The sequence below is a fragment of the Sinobaca sp. H24 genome, assembly GCF_023845525.1.
In genome coordinates this window covers 153,748-172,937 of record NZ_JALBWT010000001.1, presented here as the reverse complement: position 1 = coordinate 172,937, position 19,190 = coordinate 153,748, and the positions used below count along the sequence as shown (strand labels likewise).

Annotated in this window: 17 protein-coding genes and 5 pseudogenes; 11 read left to right on the top strand and 11 right to left on the bottom strand. The window is 45.2% G+C overall.

Going from position 1 to position 19,190, the window contains the following annotated elements; all coding sequences use genetic code 11:
* Positions 1-138 precede the first annotated feature (138 nt).
* Both MMY81_RS00990 and MMY81_RS00985 read left to right on the top strand, forming a co-directional pair.
* Positions 139-576: a cupin domain-containing protein gene (locus MMY81_RS00990; protein ID WP_252311268.1), complete on the top strand. Its 438-nt coding sequence runs from the start codon at positions 139-141 to the stop codon at positions 574-576.
* A 51-nt stretch (positions 577-627) separates the two neighbouring features.
* Positions 628-900 carry a GNAT family N-acetyltransferase gene (locus MMY81_RS00985; protein ID WP_252311267.1) on the top strand — a complete coding sequence of 91 codons (273 nt, stop codon included), beginning with the start codon at positions 628-630 and terminating at the stop codon, positions 898-900.
* 377 nt (positions 901-1,277) lie between these two features.
* Here the strand turns inward: MMY81_RS00985 and MMY81_RS00980 are convergent, their stop codons facing one another.
* Genes MMY81_RS00980 through MMY81_RS00970 form a run of 3 tightly spaced genes read right to left on the bottom strand, consistent with a single transcriptional unit; the run spans position 1,278 to position 3,351 of the window.
* The gene (locus tag MMY81_RS00980) at positions 1,278-1,868 is read right to left on the bottom strand and encodes an alpha/beta hydrolase (RefSeq protein WP_252311266.1); all 591 of its coding nucleotides are present in this window, start codon (positions 1,866-1,868) and stop codon (positions 1,278-1,280) included.
* Between the two features lie 44 nt (positions 1,869-1,912).
* Complete coding sequence (locus MMY81_RS00975; protein WP_252311265.1) at positions 1,913-2,890, bottom strand: ring-cleaving dioxygenase; 978 nt, start codon at positions 2,888-2,890, stop codon at positions 1,913-1,915.
* Positions 2,887-3,351 carry a MarR family winged helix-turn-helix transcriptional regulator gene (locus tag MMY81_RS00970; RefSeq protein WP_252311264.1) on the bottom strand — a complete coding sequence of 155 codons (465 nt, stop codon included), beginning with the start codon at positions 3,349-3,351 and terminating at the stop codon, positions 2,887-2,889. The genes MMY81_RS00975 and MMY81_RS00970 overlap by 4 nt, the downstream gene beginning before the upstream one ends.
* A 136-nt stretch (positions 3,352-3,487) precedes the next feature.
* Here MMY81_RS00970 and MMY81_RS00965 point away from each other — a divergent pair, with 136 nt between their 5' ends.
* From MMY81_RS00965 to MMY81_RS33680, 4 genes and pseudogenes are all read left to right on the top strand, one after another.
* Positions 3,488-3,985, top strand: coding sequence for a YusW family protein (locus MMY81_RS00965; RefSeq protein ID WP_252311263.1), 498 nt, complete (start codon positions 3,488-3,490; stop codon positions 3,983-3,985).
* Positions 3,986-4,084: 99 nt separating this feature from the next.
* A complete protein-coding gene (locus MMY81_RS00960; protein WP_252311262.1) occupies positions 4,085-4,987 on the top strand; it encodes a DMT family transporter in 903 nt (300 codons plus the stop codon).
* A 65-nt stretch (positions 4,988-5,052) separates the two neighbouring features.
* Positions 5,053-7,422 (top strand): annotated as a pseudogene (gene nirB / locus MMY81_RS00955) (nitrite reductase large subunit NirB); the annotation flags it as partial.
* Positions 7,423-7,440: 18 nt separating this feature from the next.
* Positions 7,441-9,566 (top strand): annotated as a pseudogene (locus MMY81_RS33680) (molybdopterin oxidoreductase family protein).
* A gap of 48 nt (positions 9,567-9,614) precedes the next feature.
* On the opposite strand, the pseudogene MMY81_RS00945 reads toward MMY81_RS33680, so the two are convergent.
* The 4 genes and pseudogenes from MMY81_RS00945 to MMY81_RS00930 form a co-directional block, all read right to left on the bottom strand.
* Positions 9,615-10,764, bottom strand: a pseudogene (locus tag MMY81_RS00945) (acyl-CoA dehydrogenase family protein).
* 130 nt (positions 10,765-10,894) lie between these two features.
* On the bottom strand, positions 10,895-11,521 hold the full coding sequence (locus MMY81_RS00940) for a class I SAM-dependent methyltransferase (protein ID WP_252311261.1): 627 nt from the start codon (positions 11,519-11,521) through the stop codon (positions 10,895-10,897).
* 214 nt (positions 11,522-11,735) lie between these two features.
* Positions 11,736-11,915 (bottom strand): PepSY domain-containing protein, encoded by a 180-nt coding sequence (locus MMY81_RS00935; RefSeq protein ID WP_252311260.1) that lies wholly within the window; start codon positions 11,913-11,915, stop codon positions 11,736-11,738.
* A gap of 2 nt (positions 11,916-11,917) precedes the next feature.
* Positions 11,918-12,355, bottom strand: a complete 438-nt coding sequence (locus MMY81_RS00930; protein ID WP_252311259.1) for a PepSY domain-containing protein — start codon at positions 12,353-12,355, stop codon at positions 11,918-11,920.
* Positions 12,356-12,458: 103 nt separating this feature from the next.
* Between MMY81_RS00930 and MMY81_RS00925 the strand changes: the two genes are divergently transcribed.
* Positions 12,459-12,935: a GNAT family N-acetyltransferase gene (locus MMY81_RS00925; protein WP_252311258.1), complete on the top strand. Its 477-nt coding sequence runs from the start codon at positions 12,459-12,461 to the stop codon at positions 12,933-12,935.
* 167 nt (positions 12,936-13,102) lie between these two features.
* Here the strand turns inward: MMY81_RS00925 and MMY81_RS00920 are convergent, their stop codons facing one another.
* From MMY81_RS00920 to MMY81_RS00910, 3 genes and pseudogenes are all read right to left on the bottom strand, one after another.
* Positions 13,103-13,321 carry a hypothetical protein gene (locus MMY81_RS00920; RefSeq protein WP_252311257.1) on the bottom strand — a complete coding sequence of 73 codons (219 nt, stop codon included), beginning with the start codon at positions 13,319-13,321 and terminating at the stop codon, positions 13,103-13,105.
* Between the two features lie 509 nt (positions 13,322-13,830).
* Positions 13,831-14,028 (bottom strand): hypothetical protein, encoded by a 198-nt coding sequence (locus MMY81_RS00915; protein WP_120192796.1) that lies wholly within the window; start codon positions 14,026-14,028, stop codon positions 13,831-13,833.
* 106 nt (positions 14,029-14,134) lie between these two features.
* Positions 14,135-15,585 (bottom strand): annotated as a pseudogene (locus MMY81_RS00910) (aldehyde dehydrogenase family protein).
* A gap of 329 nt (positions 15,586-15,914) precedes the next feature.
* Here MMY81_RS00910 and MMY81_RS00905 point away from each other — a divergent pair.
* From MMY81_RS00905 to MMY81_RS00895, 3 genes are all read left to right on the top strand, one after another.
* Positions 15,915-16,289: an EamA family transporter gene (locus MMY81_RS00905; protein ID WP_308215191.1), complete on the top strand. Its 375-nt coding sequence runs from the start codon at positions 15,915-15,917 to the stop codon at positions 16,287-16,289.
* Positions 16,286-16,741, top strand: a complete 456-nt coding sequence (locus MMY81_RS00900; RefSeq protein WP_252311256.1) for an EamA family transporter — start codon at positions 16,286-16,288, stop codon at positions 16,739-16,741. The genes MMY81_RS00905 and MMY81_RS00900 overlap by 4 nt, the downstream gene beginning before the upstream one ends.
* Before the next feature lie 63 nt (positions 16,742-16,804).
* Positions 16,805-17,443 (top strand): SDR family oxidoreductase, encoded by a 639-nt coding sequence (locus MMY81_RS00895; protein ID WP_252311255.1) that lies wholly within the window; start codon positions 16,805-16,807, stop codon positions 17,441-17,443.
* Positions 17,444-17,541: 98 nt separating this feature from the next.
* On the opposite strand, the gene MMY81_RS00890 is transcribed toward MMY81_RS00895, so the two are convergent.
* The gene (locus MMY81_RS00890; protein ID WP_252311254.1) at positions 17,542-17,964 is read right to left on the bottom strand and encodes a pyridoxamine 5'-phosphate oxidase family protein; all 423 of its coding nucleotides are present in this window, start codon (positions 17,962-17,964) and stop codon (positions 17,542-17,544) included.
* A gap of 208 nt (positions 17,965-18,172) precedes the next feature.
* On the opposite strand from MMY81_RS00890, the pseudogene MMY81_RS00885 reads away from it, so the two are divergent.
* Positions 18,173-19,078 (top strand): annotated as a pseudogene (locus MMY81_RS00885) (manganese catalase family protein).
* The last annotated feature ends 112 nt before the right edge of the window (positions 19,079-19,190 follow it).

The window sequence follows — 19,190 nt, the reverse complement described above, 5'->3', positions numbered from 1 at the left end:
CCTTTTTCAAAACGTAATGATTACGATTTATAAAATATATCATGCCTTTTTCTCCTTTGCAAGGATACGGCTTGATTTATTTTTTTATGAAAGCGTTATATAATTCAGAGTGAACATAAAATTAGAGGAGGGTCCAGCATGCCGGAAAAAAAGCAGGGTACCAATTATACAGCAGCCTATCCAGGAAAATGGGAAGATTTAAAGGACTATAAGATCGAAGGCAGGGTCAAAACGAGAGGCAAATTGTTTTTAAATGACCTGCTTGGTCTTACAAGTATGGAAGCATCACTAAGTTCTTTTCCCCCGCATACATCGATTCCGTTCCATCACAAGCACATAGAGAACGAGGAGCTCTATATTTTCGTGAAAGGAAGCGGACAGTTCCAGGTCGATGATGAGATATTTGATATCGAAGAAGGGACGGTTGTCCGTGTGGCGCCGGAGGGAGCCCGGACGCTTCGCAACAATTCCGATGAAGTGCTGTATTATATTTGTGTGCAGGCTAAAGATCACTCACTGAATCAAAAAACAAATGATGACGGGGTACTTGTAGAAAAGCCGGTGGAATGGGAATAATGTTTTAACTTCTCCGGAAAAGGTAAAAAGAAAGCAAAGGAGAGATAAGACATGGATGTAAAAAAAGGAAACAATGAATTTTATGTAGAAGATCAGCAGGGAACCAAGGCTGCCCAAATTGTTTATTTCGAGCAAAAAGACGGTGAAATCGTAATTGAACACACAGAAGTAGCTGAAGATTTAAGAGGGCAGAGTATTGGTTATCAGCTTGTTGAACACGTGGTGGAAAAAGCAAGAGCAGAAAATAAAAAAATTATTTCACAGTGCTCCTATGCAGAAAAACAGCTGAAGGATAATGAAGAATTCCACGATGTATTAGCATAGAGTCAAAATATATAAGTAAAACGAAACGATTCCAAAACTCATTTTATAGGTTTGCCTTCTTCATCCCGCGAGCAGGATAACAAGGTAAAGGCAAATGGACAAAAGCCTCGAATTCCTTTTAAAAAGGAATTCGAGGCTTTTTGAGATGATACTGATTAGTGACAGACATGAACAGAAGAATCAAACAGCGACTCGGGCAGACCAGCCATAGGTGAAGATAAAGAGGGTGTCTTTTTCCTCTTTAGCTGAGGCATGGCCTGCCGAAAGCTTCTGTCTGAAATCAACCATTTCCCATTTTCTTTCTGAAGGTTGAGTTTTGGATTTTTTTAGTGCTCATTTTTTGGAACAGACCGATATTTTTTATTAAATGTTCTTTTTTACCAGGCTTTAGAAGCTTCCACTTCTTCAAGAGTCAGCTGATGGCCGGCCTGGCTCCAGTATTCTTCTACAGAGGCTCCCGACTCAGAAAGAGTCCGGCTGAGTTCTTTTGTTTCTTCCGGCGTGCAGATCGGGTCGTTTTCCCCGGCTCCTATAAAGATAGGAGTGTTGTTTAAATCAGGAAGCTCTATGCCGCGTCTTGGCACCATTGGATGATGAAGAGACGCGCCTTTAAGAGAGCCTTTGTAGTGGTAAAGAAGACTTGCCGCGATATTGGCACCGTTGGAGTAGCCTACAGCAACCACATTGCCGCGGTCAAACTCATATTTTTCTGCGCTTTCGTTAATAAATTCATTTAATTCTTCAGTGCGGAATATCAAATCTTCCTCATCGAATACACCTTCTGCCAGACGCCGGAAAAAGCGGGGCATACCGTTTTCGGATACATTTCCGCGTACACTGAGAACAGAAGCTTCTTCATCGATCATTTTAGCTAGTTCAAGCAGATCTTCTTCGGTGCCTCCTGTACCGTGGAGCAATAGGAGTACCGGAGCGTTTTTTTTACTGGACTGTTTAAAAATGTGTTTCATATAATATTCCACCTTTGTGTTGTAGTTATTTTTTAGAATCGGTTTTAGGCTTCTGGAGCATAATCGAGCGGCTTTATTTTTGCTTCAATTTCTGCACGTTTTGGTTCCAGGTAAGGTGGCAGGGCTAACGTTTCACCAAGATGATCAATATCTTCATCACCGGTAAATCCCGGACCATCTGTAGCAATTTCAAATAAGATGCCGTTGGGTTCCCTGAAGTAGAGAGAACGGAAGTAATAACGTTCCACGAAACCGGAGTTGGGAAGTCCGGCGTCGGTAACGTGCTGAATCCATTTTTCCAGTTCCTTTTTGTCTTCTACACGAAAAGCGACATGGTGCACGCCGCCGCGTCCCTGTCTTTCAAAAGGAAGGTCAGGCCGAGGTTCCAAATGAATCTCTGTTCCACTTCCGCCTTCCCCGGTTTCAAATACTTCAATATCCGGCTGACCGGCAGCTTCTGCCGCATAGCTTCCTTTGCGGCGGAATCCCATGATGTCGGTAAGAACACCAGCTGTTGGGGCTGGGTTTTTAACAGTTAATCGAATCGGGCCGAGTCCTGTTACGCCATGTTCTACAGGAACAGGCGCACGATCCCAGGGTACGCCGCCGGGCACGCCTTCATTGTTCTCATCGGAAACAAGAAACAGACGCTGTCCTTCCGGATCCTGAAACGCAAGCGTGCTGCGGCCGGCACGCTCAACGATTCCGTCATGACCGACGCCCATTTCATCGAAACGGGCTTTCCAGAAATCAAGTGCTTTGTCGTCTGCAACGCGGAGGGACGTACCGGATATACTGCTCGCTCCGGGCTGATTTGGAGCAGCCATAGGAATTTCAAAAAAGGTAAGCTCTGTACCGGGATTTCCTTTCTCATCGCCGTAAAAAAGATGATATACAGAAGTGTCATCCTGGTTTACCGTTTTTTTAACGAGACGGAGTCCCATCACTTTTGTGTAGAAGTCGAGATTGTTTTTTGCGTTTGCTGTCAGGGCTGAAAGATGATGAATGCCTTTAATGTTCATAAATTTTCCTCCTTATGGGAAACAGGGTTTTTTTGAATTTTTTTTAATAAATACAGCAGATGCTGTTGTTCTTTTTCAGAAAGAACCTGGAACTGCATAGCCTGGAAATGCTCTTGATCAGGTACGCTCTGCTTATAAAGAGCATTTCCTGCCTCCGTAAGCGTGATTGTCTTCGTGCGCCATTTCTGCTCACGTTGAATGTATCCCATGTCTTCCATTTTCCGAAGCATGTGCGTGATGTTGCCCTTTGTTACAAAAAGCTTTTCTGCCAGCTCCTGCTGAGAAAGAGGCTGATGGGCTCCTACCTGGGCAAGAACGTCAAACTGGGAGGTGGTAAGCCCGTGAGCTTTTAAATTGGCGTTGGAGTGCTGCACGCTTTCGTTGTAAAAGCGGGAAAGACGAAACCAGAGGAGCAGCCCCAGCTGTTTCTGTTTTTTTGTTAGTTTTTTCTGTATGTTCATGTACAGGCTCCTTTTTCTTTACCTTTATCAGTTTAGTATTAAACTGATAAAAAAGCAACTATTTTCTCTCCTGTACGTTTGCCGCAAATTTCTGCGGGGAAGGAGGGGAAGAGACAACAAAGGGAGGTATATGATTATGAAAAAATTTAGTTTAACAGCATTTACATCAGCAGCAGTTCTTGTATTGGCGGCCTGCGGCGGCGGAGAGGAAGATACAGAAGCTCCGGCGGATGAGCAGAATGAAGGTACACAGGATGATACACAAGATGATACAGCTCAGGACGATAATGGAGGCAGCTGGTATGAAGATCTTGAAATCGACGAATACGACCTGGACGCAGACTACGGGGATGGCCAGTATGAAGTCGATTATGACTACAATGACGGCAGCCCGGAAGCTGAAATAGAAGATTCCCGTGACGGGGAGAGCACGACAATGGAAGGGGAAGAAGCATTAAATGAATTGGAGAATATCCTTCCTTCCATGAACATTACGGCCGATTCCACTGAAGGGGAACTGCTTGATGAATCTCTGCAGGGCTTTGAGTTGGAAGAGGACTATGAAGACATTGATATAGATGTAGAATTTAAGAACGACGATGAGCTTGAAACAGAAGACGAACAGGATAATTAAGAAAGGCGAAAAGGCCATCCGGTAAGGATGGCTTTTTTTTATTTGGCAGGCTGCTGTCGTCTGGCGTACACTGAAAAGGCACAAAGGCGGTGGATAGACATGAAAGCGTATATCTTTTTAATTATTACAGTTATTATTTTTACAGGGAATATACTGGTCGGGAAAGCATTGGAAGACATTCCGCCGTTTACGATTGCGTTTCTCCGAGTAGGCATTGCGCTGGCCGTCATTCTGCCGATTGGCTGGAAACAGGCATTCCGCCACCGGGAAGTCTTTCGTTCGGAATGGAAGCCGCTTCTAGGTCTGGCTTTAACCGGAGTAGCTTTTTTTAATGCCTTTATTTATTTATCTTTAAAATATACAAGCGCATCGAACGTAGCCATTCTCGAGTCCTCTATTCCCGTCGTTACCATTGCAGCGAGTTTCTTTTTGTTTCGGGAACGCTTAAAAGGCTATCAGTGGGCAGGGGTTGTTCTTTCTCTAGGAGGAGCATTCTGGGTGATTACCAACGGGTCAGCTGAAGTGATCAGAAATCTGTCGTTTAACCGTGGGGATGTTATTATGCTGGCGGCGGTCGCTGCCTGGGTAATGTATTCGCTTCTCGTGAAAACACATATGCACAAGTTTCCGGCATACGGAAGCCTGCTCGTTATGCTGGCGGCGGCAGCCCTTATTCTTCTCCCTTTTGCTGCAGTCGAAACTCTGCTGTACGGACTGCCTCCTATTGCCGGATATCCGGATATAGCGGGAATTATTTATTTAGGCATTTTTCCATCCGTGATTGCGCTGCTGCTCTGGAATCGGTCCATCGCAGAAATCGGTGCTTCCCAGTCTTCGGTGTTTTTGAATCTGCTGCCTGTATTCACGATGGCAGGCGCCTATATTTTTCTTGGGGATTCGATTACGTGGACACAAATCAGCGGAGCCGTGGTGGTTATATCCGGGGTTATACTTACGACCCGGAAGTCGATCGGTTTTCGGCGCAGGAAACATAATGAATAAAAGTCTGTGATATTTTCTGCCGTCCTTCTTGAAGGGCGGCCTTTCTTTTTAGACAATGAGAACATATGTATTTCCTTTATAGGGAAGCCAATACAGGCTGGAGGCATATTATGATGAAAGAAAAAATACTATTGGTTGGCAATGGCATGGCAGGGCTTCGTTTTGTAGAAGAATTAATTGAAGCTGATCCGGAACGCTTCGATATAACAATTATTGGTGAAGAAGCAGGCCTTTCCTATAACCGTATGAAGCTCTCCTCTTACCTTCAGGGGGAAGCAAGCGGGCCGGAATTATACACGCACCCTCTGCATTGGTATGAGGATTATAATATCCGGCTGCTTATGGAAACGAAAGCAGTCTACGTGGATCAGGAACAAAAGCTTGTTTATACATCGGACAAAATGAAAGTCCCTTTTGACAAAGTGGTTCTTGCCACAGGTTCCAAATCATATATTCCGCCTGTTCAGGGAGCGGATAAAGATAACGTATTTGTATTCAGGACGATGAAGGATTGTGAATCGATTCTGGGTCAAGCAGATATTCTTCAAAAAGTGGCAGTTATCGGCGGCGGTCTGCTCGGGTTGGAAGCAGCCCGCGGCCTTTTGAACAAAGGACTCGAAGTGACAGTGGTTCACAGAGGCCCCTATCTGATGAACCGTCAGCTCGATGAGATGGCAGCAGGGCTGCTGCGAAAAGAGCTGGAAAAGCAGGGGATGCATTTTTTATTTGAAACAGAAACCAAAGCAATAAATGGGACGGAAAAAGTAGAAGAGCTGCTGTTTACAGACAGTAACGTGCTTGCGGTGGATGCTGTTGTAATGGCAGCGGGAATCCAGCCGGAAGTAGAGCTGGCCCGCGCAAGCGGAGTCCCTGTCAATAAAGGCATTATAGTCAATGACTGGATGGAGACGGAGGCAGAAGACATTTATGCGCTTGGGGAATGTGCCGAACACAGGGGAACTACATACGGCCTTGTTGCTCCTTTGTATGAGCAGGCCCGGGTCCTTGCCGCTGCTGTTTCAGGAAAAAAAGAACAGAACTATCCAGGATCTGCTGTATACACCAGATTAAAAATTCCGGGAGTGGAAGTGTTTTCTGCCGGCAGCCTGGAAGGGTCGTCGGACAGCTATGAGCTGCAGCTGTTCGATGAAAAAGAAAACCAATACCGAAAAATTGTCATGAAGGAAGATATGGTAGAGGGCGCTGTGCTTTATGGAGACACGAGCATGTCGGCTTCTCTGCAGCAGTGGATTAAAACCCGCAAGCCGCTGTCGGAAAAAGAAAAACATCAGCTTTTATCCATAAATACTTCGACAGAAAGTAGAATTAAAACGCTCTCTTCGCATGCTGCTGTCTGTCACTGCAACAACGTCTCTAAAGGTACTATTATTAAAGAAGTGCAGGTCCGGGGATTATGCACGTCCGAAGAAGTAAAAGCCTGTACCGGCGCATCCTCTTCGTGTGGCGGATGCCGCCCGGCAGTAGAAGAGCTGCTCGACTATATTCAAAGTGATGAGTTTACTGAGCAGGTCGAAAAAATACCTTTCTGCGAGTGCACGGAAATGGAAGAAGAGGAAGTGGTGAGCATCCTTCAGAAAGATACGCCCTCCTCGTTATCCGATGCGTATCACATGCTGGAATGGAAGAACAAAGAAGGGTGCACAAGATGCAGAAAAGCGATTCCCTATTACTTATATATGATATCTCCGGTATTTTTTCATGAAGAAACGAAAAATTCTTCTGACTATACTAATGTAACAGTACGCTCTGATGGAAGCCTGGCTGTCCGTATTCCCGGAAAAGCATCAGGGCTGTCCCCGGAGGATTGGAAGCGTGCCGCGGAAACAGCGGAAGCCCTCGGATCAGCTTCTTTAAAACCGCTCCCGGATGGATCGATTGAACTTTCACCGATAGAGCCTGGTTTGATAGAAAAAGCAGCAGATAAACTGGGCATGAAAAGAAACCTGCTTCCGGGTACGAATTTTCCAGCTGTGCAGACAAGAAGCCTGAAAAGTGTCGAATGCGCCTGCACGAAGCATCCGGAAGAGGAAATGGCGGAATGGCTCGAAAGTAGACTGAAGCTGCTGCCATTTCCCGCAAAGGCATTTATCCGAATGTCTTCCTGCAGCCAAAACTGTGCGAACATTCAGAATGGACATGCCGGCCTATTATATCAAAATGAAAAATGGGAGCTGCACGCATCGGTGCAGGGAACCAGTCATATACTTTTTTCCATTTCCGATCAAAAAGCGATGCTTTACATGCTTGAATCTGTTCTTTTGTATTACCGTATTTCCGCCGGTTACGCGGAGACTCTGTCCGAATGGATAGAGAGAGTAACCATGGTTCATATTCGGGAAGTGCTTTTTCAAGAAGATAATACAGCGGTGCTTCTTGAGCAGAAAAACGAAGAATTGCAGCGGATCAAAGCGCTGGTACAACAAGAGCCACGTATGTCAGAGCTGATGCTTAAATATTTCGGGAAAAGCAGCAGGAAGTAGAAACGGAAAAAGGTATATAACGCCCAATGCCCCTTCTGCAGCATGCAGTGCAAAAACAAGTGATTGAACAAACGATCGTAACGAGAAAAAATACCGTACGATAGGTGTGGATAATCCAACACAGGCGGCCGTCTCTGTTGTGAAAGGCCTGAACGCTTACCAGCATGCGTTCCATGAAGACAGGCTGCGCTATCCAATGCAGAAAATAGATGGAGTGTTTCAGCGGATCAGCGGGAAGAGGCAATGCGGCTGATTAAAGAGAAAGTACCAGCTCTGCAGAAAGAATATGGAAAGGATACGGTAGTGTATACGGAGGCGGTTCCTGACTAATGAAACGTCGTATGTGCTCGGCAAGTTGCGCGCCTGGCGGTCGCACAAAATATATTGATTACAACGGCCGGTTTGTATGTCGGCAGCGGCCTCAGCCGGGAAATAAAGCATTAGGCATCGATCGCGGGACTAACCAATCAGCTCGACGAAATTCCAGAATCAAAATGTATCATTTTTGGCAGGAACAAATATTGCCGACTGCCAGCCTACCATTATGCCCTACTTCGAAGAAGCAAAGCGCAATGGCGCTTAATTATCGTTATTGATCGCGTGAAACGGCGACCGCACAGATGGCAGACCTTCATTTAAAGTGAAGCCGGCTGCGATAACGCAGCGGCTAATGCAATGCTCAAATGTATATATGAAGAGGGCAAAGCAGATATGATTTTGTCGAAAAGCGTACGGAAGGGCGCCGAAGATCTTTTTGCTCATTTGCAAAACCTGACAATGGATGCCTGTGCCGAAGAATCAGGAATCCCTCTTCAGCAGCTGGAAAAAGCGGCAAGAGCGTTGCTAATGCGGAATCCGGGATGATTTTCACGGCCCGCGGGATTGAACAGCAGATTGACGGATACCTGGCCGTACGAAATTTCATCAATATGCTGCTGCTAACAGCAAAAATCGGCAAAAAAGGCAGTGGTTATGGCGCTGTTACCGGCCAAGGCAACGGCCAAGGGGGAAGAGAGCATGGGCAGAAAGCGGATCAGCTCCCAGGATACAGATCTATTGAAAACAAAGAAGACCGTCAATATATCGCGGACATATGGGGCATGCAGGAAAAGGATCTTCCCGGAAAAGGGGTATCTGCCTATGAAATGATGGAACTGATTGGACAGGGTGAAATAAAAAGCCTGTTCCTTGTAGCTCTAATCCAATCGTCTCCAATCCCCATGCAACGATGGTAAAAAAGGCTATTCAGTCGCTGGATTTTTTCGTAGCCGTGGATATGTTTATCTCGGAAACAGCAGAATATGCCGACTTAATTCTGCCCGCTGCTTCTTATATGGAAAATGCAGGAACGCTTACGAATCTGGAAGGACGGTTACCCTGCGGGAAGCCGATAAAAAAGCACCGGGAAAGCAGGAATGACTGGACATTCTATCGATGATCGCCGGAGCTCTCGGCTGCGGCCAGCAATTTCCATATCAATCAGCGGAAGAGATCTTTGACGAACTGAGGTTAGCTTCAAAAGGGGAGCCGCCGATTATTTCGGAATAACATATGAACGTATCCGGCAGGAAGAAGGGTATTCTGGCCGTGCCGGAGTGAGGCGGACCCGGGCACAAGGCGTCTCTTTGAAGACAAATTTGCCAGAGAAGGCGGACGGGCCGAGCTGCTGCAGTGCCTTTGAAAAATGAGAATCCAAAAGAAGAAGTCAGCCAAAGCTTTCCTTTATATTTAACAACAGGAAGAGTCATGGCCCACTATTTGACTGGAGTACAGACACGAAAAAGCAGCAATTTAAACGCCAGGTTGTTTGAGTCATTCATTGAAATTCATCCTGTGACAGCAGAGCGCTATGCTATCGCAGAAAATACGCTTGTTAACATTGAGTCACCACGAGGGAAAATCACCGTGAGAAGCAGATTGTCTGAACAGATTCGAGAGGATACGGTATTTGTGCCTTTTCACTGGGCAGAAAATCAAACGTTAACATGCTCGTGGAAGGGCGTCTGGATCCGGTCTGTCGAATGCCCGGATTCAAGCGGTCGGCTGTCCGTGTTTCTCCCTATCAAGAACAGCACTAAAAAGCCGGGTCCTAAGAAGGCCCGGCTTTCGTATGCAGCTTATATTTGTTAATGGCGGTTAAGTGCCTCTTTCGCAAGCATTGTAATTGTCATATCGTCCATTGGGGGATTATGAAGTCCGGCCCTGACATCCCGGTAGTAGCGCTGCAGCGGATTGGAAGCGGATAAGCTTCTTGCTCCTTCAATCCGCATTGCTAAATCGACAACAGCAACAGCTTCATTGACGACGCTTCGTTTAACGGTACCGAGTTCGGGCTTCATCTGTTCCCGTTCTGCCGCTGAAGATTCATCCCACTGCCTGGCAACGCTGTGAAGGAAATGCCGGCTTTGGATAAGCTTTGCCTCCATTTGACCGATTTTCTCCTGGACGGCCGGTATGTCAGAGATCGTTCCGTTCATCGTATTGGGCGAATACTCTTTGGCAAAAGCAACAGCGTGTCTGCGGCTGCCTGTGCGATCCCTAAATAACAGGCCGGAATATGCAGCAGCCAGCCGGCTGCTTTTTTGTTCCCGGGATTTAGAAAGGTTACCAGATGATCTTCCGGCACCCAGGCCTGATCCAATACGAGATCGTGGCTGCCTGTGCCACGCATAGCGATGGAATCCCAGGTTTCGTCAATGGAAACCCCGGGAGTGCTGCGGGGGACCAGGAAATTAGCCGTACGATCTTCTTCAGCCAGACCGGCGCTTACCACGAAATAGTCCAGGGCAGGAGCAAGCGTAGTAAACGTTTTCCGGCCTGTAAGCATCCAGCCCTCCCGGAGCGTGAAGCTTCTGTAAGGGGCTTTCCGCCTCGTGTTGGGCTGCCGGTAGCCGCTTCCGTCGCTGTATTGTTTAACAGAGCCTGATTGGAAGTGATAGCTTCACATACTTGTTTAAAAATCGGTTCCGGCCAGGGACGGGTTTCAGTCAGGTCTTTCACGATTCCTACGTGCCAGCCGATGGAAAGAGCAGTCGATCCATCCGCCTGCGCAATAATTTCCTGGGATTGAATGAATTCCAGCAGGGAAATCTCCATGCCCCCGTATTCGATAGGCGCTGTCAAAGAAGGGTATTGGATATGCTTTAAGTCTTTAATATTCTGGTGGGGAAAAACGGTCTCTTCATTATGGCTCCACGCTCTTTCTGAAAAGGGAGCTGTTGTCTCTTTTAACAGTTGGAGCCGGCTGTCTTTAGTCGTTTTCTGAAGAACGCTCATTATCTTCACTCCTTTTTCATATTCTTTATTTTAACGCAGGCAACGTTTTCCGCCCAGAAAAGTGCTTATGATAACCGCGGTTATATCAAGCCTCTGTTTTTTTAACAGAGGCTCCCGATTGATAGCTGTTTTATTTTTTGCATACGGCAATTCCTAAAGGGTAGTGTACATCTTCACGAGGAGGACGCTCAATGGCAACGCCAAGCTGGTAAAAGAGCTGTGCCTTCTGCCACTTCCATTTGGGGTCTGTAATCAGGCCGGCCCATTCCTCTTCTGTCAGCTGATGAAAATGAAACGATTCATTAGAAGGAAATCCTCTGCCACGGCCAAACGGGGTCGACAGCACTAACGTACCGCCTGGCTTCAAAAGCTGATAAAGGCGCTCAAGACAAAAGTAATCATCAGCTACGTGTTCAATCGTTTCAAAAGAAATGATTGTATCAAACGTGCCGATGCGGTCAGACAGTTCCGGTTCAAGAAGATCTCCCTGCTCAAAGGAAAGCAGGGGATGGTAATACTGCTTTTTTGCATAATCGACGGTCTGTGAATCTATATCTATTCCTAGGGAAGAATGAATATAGTTCTTTCTGGCTTTCGTGACCATATGTGTGCCGTATCCTGTGCCGCATGCAATATCAAGTACTTTTCCTGAAGCATAAGGGCAGGCAAATGAATAGCGTGCCAAATGTTCCAGCAGCATCCGGTTGGAAGCATCCATCTGCTTCGGAATGATTCGCTCACCCGTGTCATCTAACATATCCACTCACCGCTGTCTGTTTGTTTCTATTAAGCATAACGAATGCAGCGGTGTTTGAACAGCCGGATGATGTCACTCTGCCTGGACAATTCGTGCGGCAGCCCGGCGTGCGCCTGCAATATTACGGGCTGTTGGTCCCATTTCAAGTTCTGCTAAAGCTCCCATCGTATGAAGACAAGCAAATAAAAAAAGAGCCCGAAAGAGCTCTCTGCTGTTAATCGTAGGATATAACAATAATTTCGCCGGTGCGTGCATCCACATCGACGTCTACTTCGCCCTGTGAAGATTCGATTTCCATTTCATATAATACTCTGCCGTCATCTTCATCCAGCTCAATATCTGTAACGGAACCGCCGCCTACTTCTTCAAGTGCAATGGATTTGGCATCATCCATACTTACAGGAAGCTGATTCGACGAAGATCCTGTTTCGCGGGAAGCGTCCTGTTCCTCATCGGAAGGAGCGGTGTCAGGCGTTTCTTCTTCGGCTTCCGGTTCGGGGCGGTGGTCTCTGTCGTACCGTTATCATTAGACTCGGGTTCCTCAGACCCTGTATCCGTTATTTCAGAAAGCTGTACGACTTCACCGGAATCAGCGTTAAGCTTCAGTCGGTAATCCCTATCATCTCCGTCAATTTCCAAAGTGTATATCTGCTCTCCGCTCTCGTTGTTCAGCTCAAGAACAGTTACGTCGCCGGGGTATCGGCTGGCAGCCAGTTCTTTAGCTTCCTCTGAATTAATAGATGGATCGTCAGCAGAGGCGGAAAACATCTGCACTCCTACTGCTACTGCTCCGATAGCAATAACGCATAGGGTAATGATGATTAATTTTTTCATTCTTTGCCCGCTCCTTTTATTTTCTTATATACTATAGTATAGAGCACATAAATGAAGAAACGATAATAAAAAAATGAGAATTTGATGAGAGGACATAAAGCAGATGATTGAAATAAAAAAAGCCGGTGCGTCACAGGCCGGTACGATAAAAAAAATTATGCATGAGGCATTTGAAGAATATAACCGTTTTGACCCGCCCTCTGGTGCGATGAAAGAAACGGAGGAGTCTATATCTCATTCTCTTACGGAAGAAAGGGAGTGGGCAGCTGTACTGTATGAGAATGGAAGCCCGCTTGGAATGGTCCGTGTAAAGGAAGAAGAAACGCGTCTATATTTCATGCGGCTTTCTGTTGTGCCCGAAGCGAGAGGGCGCGGGTATGCAAAGGCGTTAATAGACTGGGTGGAAACAGAAGCAGAGAACGCCGGAAAGTCGGAGGTGTACTGTAAAGTGAGATGTACAACAGAAGATAATATCAGGCGGTATGAAAAGCTGGGCTACGAAGTCTACCATACCTTAACGGTAACCAGGCTTGGTACGCCGTTTGATATTGTTGCTATGTCAAAGCCAATTACTATGTAAAAAAGCCAGGCTGTCTTTCTCCTGTGAAGGATTAAAGACAGCCTAGCTTTTTTCATAAGTCCTGCTGCAATAGGAGCAATAGGTACGCTCTTTCAAAGGCGATTACAACAAATGAAGTACTTAAAAAGATCGGGGGTGAAAAGAAAAAGCAAAAAGAAATGATATTTTTACACACGTTTATTCATGTTGTGGAGGGTAGTATAAATAATGTAAACAAAAGAGCTGAAAGCAATAATTTTTACTGGCAGTATTTTAGAACGAAGGGATTTTTCATAGGAAGCACCAGTCCAAAGGCCAATGGAAAATAAACATAGTTTTAATATGCCAAAATCTACTAAAGTATAGGAACGGGTAGAGTTGTGCAGACGCTCTATGAATCGCTGCATTGCGGTCCTCCTTCTAACATATATTTTTCGAACACTTGCTGCAATCAATTAAATGAGAGAAAAAGCAGGAAAAGCGATATGATACGTATCTATTTTCTAAGAATGGTTATTTGATATTTTATGGAAAAGAAGCAAAGTGGGGGGCATGGGGAAGAATGATTGATTTGCTTATTAGTATAGAAGGTTGGAGTGGCTGGTAGAGTAATGTAGACAACTAATTCCAAAGTGGATAGGTGTTTGGTAGTTACCATTATACTCTCAAAAGAGGGATTTACAAACATATGCATAACGGTCTTAAAAATAATGTATCTTATCAAAAAAGGATTTTACTTATGAAAGAATGATTGATTTGAAATTCGGAGAACTTACATAATCGCTGAAAAAATCCAAAAAACAGGCTGTATTTCTTCCAGTAAGAATGGAAGAAATACAGCCTGTAAAGGTGTGTTACTCTTTGTCTGATTCTGCTGAGTTAGTTTAGACGAACTTTCTTTTCTATGGTCAGCTGATTAAGCGGAACGCTGTACTTCATTTTTAAGAAGGATAACACGCGGGTGTGGAAATTCTTCCTCTTCGCCTGCAAATGGGTAACCGGAAAACTCTACGCATACGGTACGGTCGTATTCAGCAATGACACGGCATTCTTTTCCTTGATAGTACAAGACCTCGCCTTTTTCAAATAGCGGTTCTTCTTTTTCTTTTTCCATGTCGTTCGCCTCCTTTGTCTATTGTAAATGTAACGAAAAAACGGCTTGGAAGCAAGCCGTTTTCTCTGGAAGATAGGCAATCGGTCAAAATAATCGGATTGTTATTTTAAAATGGGAATTTACGGTAGCCGGATTGGACACCGATTGTTTTCACTGTTGTGAACTTGTCGATAACCCATTCGCCTCCGAAGCGTCCAAGGCCGGAATCTTTTTCGCCTCCGAATGCTACGTGGGCTTCGTCATTGACGGATTGATCATTAATGTGAACCATTCCTGTATCAATCTGTTTGCTACCTGAATACCGCGGAAACGGTCTTTAGTAAAGACGGAGCCGCTTAGGCCGTAAGGAGAGTCATTCGCAATATCTATAGCTTCCTGCTCTGAACTTACTTTTAAAATAGGTGCCACAGGGCCGAATATTTCGTTTTCAGCGATAGGCATGTCATTTGTTACGCCGGTAAGCACGATTGGCTCGAGCAGGTTACCGTCTGTTTTACCATCAAGAGCGATGTGGGCTCCTTGTTTTACACTTTCATCAAGATCTTTTTGGATACGATCCAGCTGTTCTTTATTAATAAGCGGGCCAACCACTGTCTTTTTGTCGGACGGATCGCCGGCCTGAAGGGATTTTGTTTTTGCAATAAATTTCTCTGTAAATTCATCGTGAATGCTTTCATGAACAACAATGCGGTTTAATGCCATACATATTTGTCCTTGGTGAAGGAATTTACCAAAGGCAGCAGCTTCCACAGCCTGGTCTACATCCGCATCTTCAAGAACGAGCATAACATTGTTTCCGCCAAGCTCAAGTGCCGTTTCTTTTAAATGCTTTCCGGCAAGTTCTGCGATGTGGCTCCCTACTTCTGTAGATCCGGTAAAGGAAATAACCTTCGGAACCGGATGAGTAACGAAGCTGTCCCCGATTTCCGATCCGCGGCCTACAAGCACATTTACTGTGCCTTTAGGAAATCCGGCTTTCTCGAAAATGTGGGCAAGCATTAAGCCGGACGTAACGGGAGTATCGGAAGCAGGCTTTACGACTACTGTATTACCGGTAGCCAGAGCAGGTGCGATTGATCTCATAGAGAGGTGGAACGGGAAGTTCCAGGGTCCAATAACGCCTACGACTCCTTTTGGCATACGATATACGTAATTCTCTTTTCCAGGATTATTGGAAGGGAGAATTTTTCCGTCCATTCTTGTTGGAAAGGACGCAGATTCGCGGACAATGCCCAGCGCTGCATGGAACTCAGCTTCAGCTTTGGCAGCTGTACTTCCTGCTTCTTTTACAAGCCATTCCAGGATAAACTCTTTTTCCTCCTGCAGCGTTTCTGCAAGCTGATACAAATGAGCCTGACGCTGAGCGGGAACAAGTGCGGCCCATTCCTTCTGGGCATCGGCAGCTGCGCGGTAGGCTGCATCAAGATCCTGATCGTTGGCAGAAGTAATGGTACCTAATGCTTCTTGTGTAAAGGGGTTTATATTTTCTATTGTTTTGGAACTGGAACCTTCTGTCCAGCTGCCATTGATGTACTGCTTTGTGAATGATTGTGTCACTTTCTATTCCTCCTGTAAGTTATTAATTGTAACTGAAATAATAGTATACCCAACCTGTTGACTATGATAAACCTATACGACTTAAAGGTCAAATATAGTCAAAACTATTCTGCTAAAATAACGAAATAGTATAGGCAAATAGGTGGCGGAGTGAGAAGATGGGTGCAGTTTATAACAGCAAAGGCGGGGATAGTGTATGGAAAAGGGCAGAGCTTACGCGATGACGATTGCCGGAGCTTCTTTTTGGGGAATGACCGGTTTATTTGTACAGAAACTATATACGTTTGGTTTTACTCCGCTTGAAGTAGTTACAGTACGTATGGCACTATCTGCTTTTTTTATTCGCCGTCCTCCTTGCCGTCCGTTCCTATCAGCTGCACATTTATCTCCGCGACATCCCTCATTTTATCGGACTCGGTGTAGTCAGTATCGCTTTGTTCAACTGGTGTTATTTCACGGTAATGGAGCAATCGTCTCTGTCTATTGCCGTTGTCCTTCTCTATACAAGTCCAGTGTTTGTCGCACTGATGTCCCGTTTTATTTTTAAAGAACCGCTGACAAAGAATAAACTGATTGCTATTTGCTTTACGCTGGCAGGCTGCGCATTTGTAGCAGGTCTTCTACCGGGGGGAGCGCCAGCTGTAGAACCGGGTATTCTTCTGCTGGGGCTGGCCTCTGGTTTTTCTGCGGCATTTACAGCGTGATCGGCAAATTTGTCAGCCGGAAATACAGCTCGATTACGATTACGGCATATTCGATGCTCTGCGGAAGTATTGTCCTTCTTCCTATAAGTGGTCTGCACAACAGGCTTTATCTTTTCCAGGAATGGGAAGTCTGGGTATGGGCGCTTGGCAGTGTCCTTATTTCAACCATTTTAGCCTACATTCTATACACTGCCGGCCTGAAATATATAGAAGCCGGAAAAGCGGCGATTCTTTCTACAGTCGAACCGATTGTCGCCATTCTTGTAGGGGTTCTCGTTTTCCGCGATGTATTAACCGGCTGGCAGCTGCTTGGTATTGTTCTCGTCCTTTCTTCCGTGCTTCTGGCAATATTTTCAAAAAGAAAAAATTCAAAGAATCTCCAACAGCCAGTACCGCCAAGTTTACACCTGTCTCTTATAAAAAGTAAGCGACAGACGTTTAAGGTTTTGTAAAAAGGGAACAGCTTATATTGTATCCAACAGCTGGAAGAAAAAAATCAAGGAGGTACCAATACAATGAATATTTTAGTAGCAGGCGCAAATGGCCATACAGGAAGACTATTAGTAGAAAAACTTGGAAAATCAAACGAGCACGACGTATTCGCCATGATCAGAAAGCCGGAGCAGGCAGATGAGCTGAAGAGTCTTGGAGCAAAAGACGCTGTCATCTCTGATTTGGAAGGCGACGTATCAGATGCACCAAAAGGAATGGATGTAGTGATTTTCGCAGCAGGATCCGGTTCAAAGACTGGTCCGGAGAAAACAGTCACCGTTGACGAAGAAGGAAACAACAAACTTGTGGATGCTTCGAAAGCGCACGGCGTGAAGCACTATATTATTTTAAGCGCTATTGGCGTGGAAAACCCAGGCGGCAAGATTAAGCACTATGCTGAAGCCAAGAAAAATGCAGATGAGCATTTGAAAGCAAGCGGTTTGGCATATACTGTTGTAAGACCCGGCGGTTTGACGTTTGATAAAGGAACCGGTATGGTCGAAGCGAAAGAAAAGCTCGAGGATCCAGGCAGCCGCGATATTCCACGAGAAGATGTAGCAGATGTCATGATTGCTTCTATCACAGAAGAAAATGCGAAAAACAAAACATTTGAGCTTCTCTCAGGAAACGATACGATTGAAGAGGCATTAAAAGCACTATAAAGTATAAACAAAGCCGGCTCTCCCTTGGAGACCGGCTTTGTTTATATAAAAAATGGCAATAAAAAAGCGAACCCGAATGGGTCCGCTTTTTTTACTTATTAAAGATCCAGATCCAACGGCGGGTTGCCTTCGCTGTTCATTAGACGGATGTGATCCGGCTTAATTTCAAGCACTATATATTCAGGGTCGTTTGGGCCGTCCAGCCATTTACCCATGCGCTCGTTCCATAACTTTTCTTTTAGGTCCTGGTCATCACGGATGGTTACCTGACCGGAAATTTCTACAAATTCATCATTTAACCCTTCTCCCTGATAGCCAAGAAGAATGTGTACGTTAGGGTTTTCTTCTACTTCTTCTGCTTTATGCGTTTCTTTATTTGTTGGCGTATAAAGCGTCAGGTTTTCATTAAAAAACGTCATATAGCGCGAATGAGGCCTGCTGCCTTTAACGGTAGCGAGTGTTCCTACTTTATTTGCATCGATTACTTCTATAATTTTTTCTTTAAGCTGCTGCTGATTCATAGTATATACGCTCCTTTGTTTTCTATTGCTTCACACTGATGTCTATTCCTGAATTTTTCTTTATTTAAACAAAGAATTTATAAATTCCTTTTATTACAGATTGATTAAATAATTGACGAATTGGGAATTTTCTGTTTTCGAAAAGGGTAATCGGGGTAAGGGATAAGGTCCGGAAATAAAATTAAGCAAAACTGAGGAGGAATATTCATTGTTTAAAAGAGTAGACAAGCTACAAATCGAACTCCCGCGCCCCACTAACCCAGACCCGGAAGCAGCGACGGCCATACAGGAACTCTTAGGTGGACGTTTTGGTGAGATGTCGACACTCAATAACTACATGTATCAATCCTTTAATTTCCGGAGCAAGAAAAAGTTAAGACCGTTTTATGAACTAGTAGCAAGTATCACAGCCGAAGAATTTGGACACGTGGAACTTGTCGCAAATACAATAAATCTATGTATTGACGGCTCTGTCGGAAACGGCAGTACAAATCCGGACGATACCCCGCTTGCGCCCGTTCTGCCGCTCGGTAATAAAGCTAACTTCATTATGGGCGGTCAGAGCGCGCTTCCCATGGATTCAGGCGGTAAGCCATGGTCAGGTGATAACGTTTTTCCAGCGGTACACTCGTAACAGACCTGCTTCATAACTTTTATCTGGAGTGCGGTGCCCGTACCCATAAGATGAGAGTTTATGAGATGACAGATAATGAAACCGCAAGAGAGTTTGTGGCGGTTACCTGCTTGTACGCGGCGGCGTGCACGTTGTTGCCTATGCTAAAGCGCTTGAGAAAGCGACTGGTGTAGATATGACAAAAATGCTTCCGGTGCCGAATCTGGATAACTCCAAGTTCGATCATGCGAAAAAATTTGAGGATCAAGGATGGCACAGAAAGCTGTACCGTTTTAGTGATAACGACTATAATCTTCTTGATCGTATTTGGAAGGACCGACTCCAGTAGGACCTCCGGGCGAACTCGAAGTAGTGGACGGTATTCCGGAAGGTGCGGATATACCGGATCTGGAACAAATTCCGGAAGAATTTGCTCCCGGATTTGATGAACAGAGTTTCAGGGAATTATCCGAGCGCTTGAAATACGACGCTGGATTGTAATAAATAACTTCATACAGGCTTCTCCTATAGGGGAAGCCTGTTTTTTTTTTGCGCGTCAAATAGTGATTTCCAATTCAGGGAGAAAAATAGTACTATAGATGCAGGCGAAAGG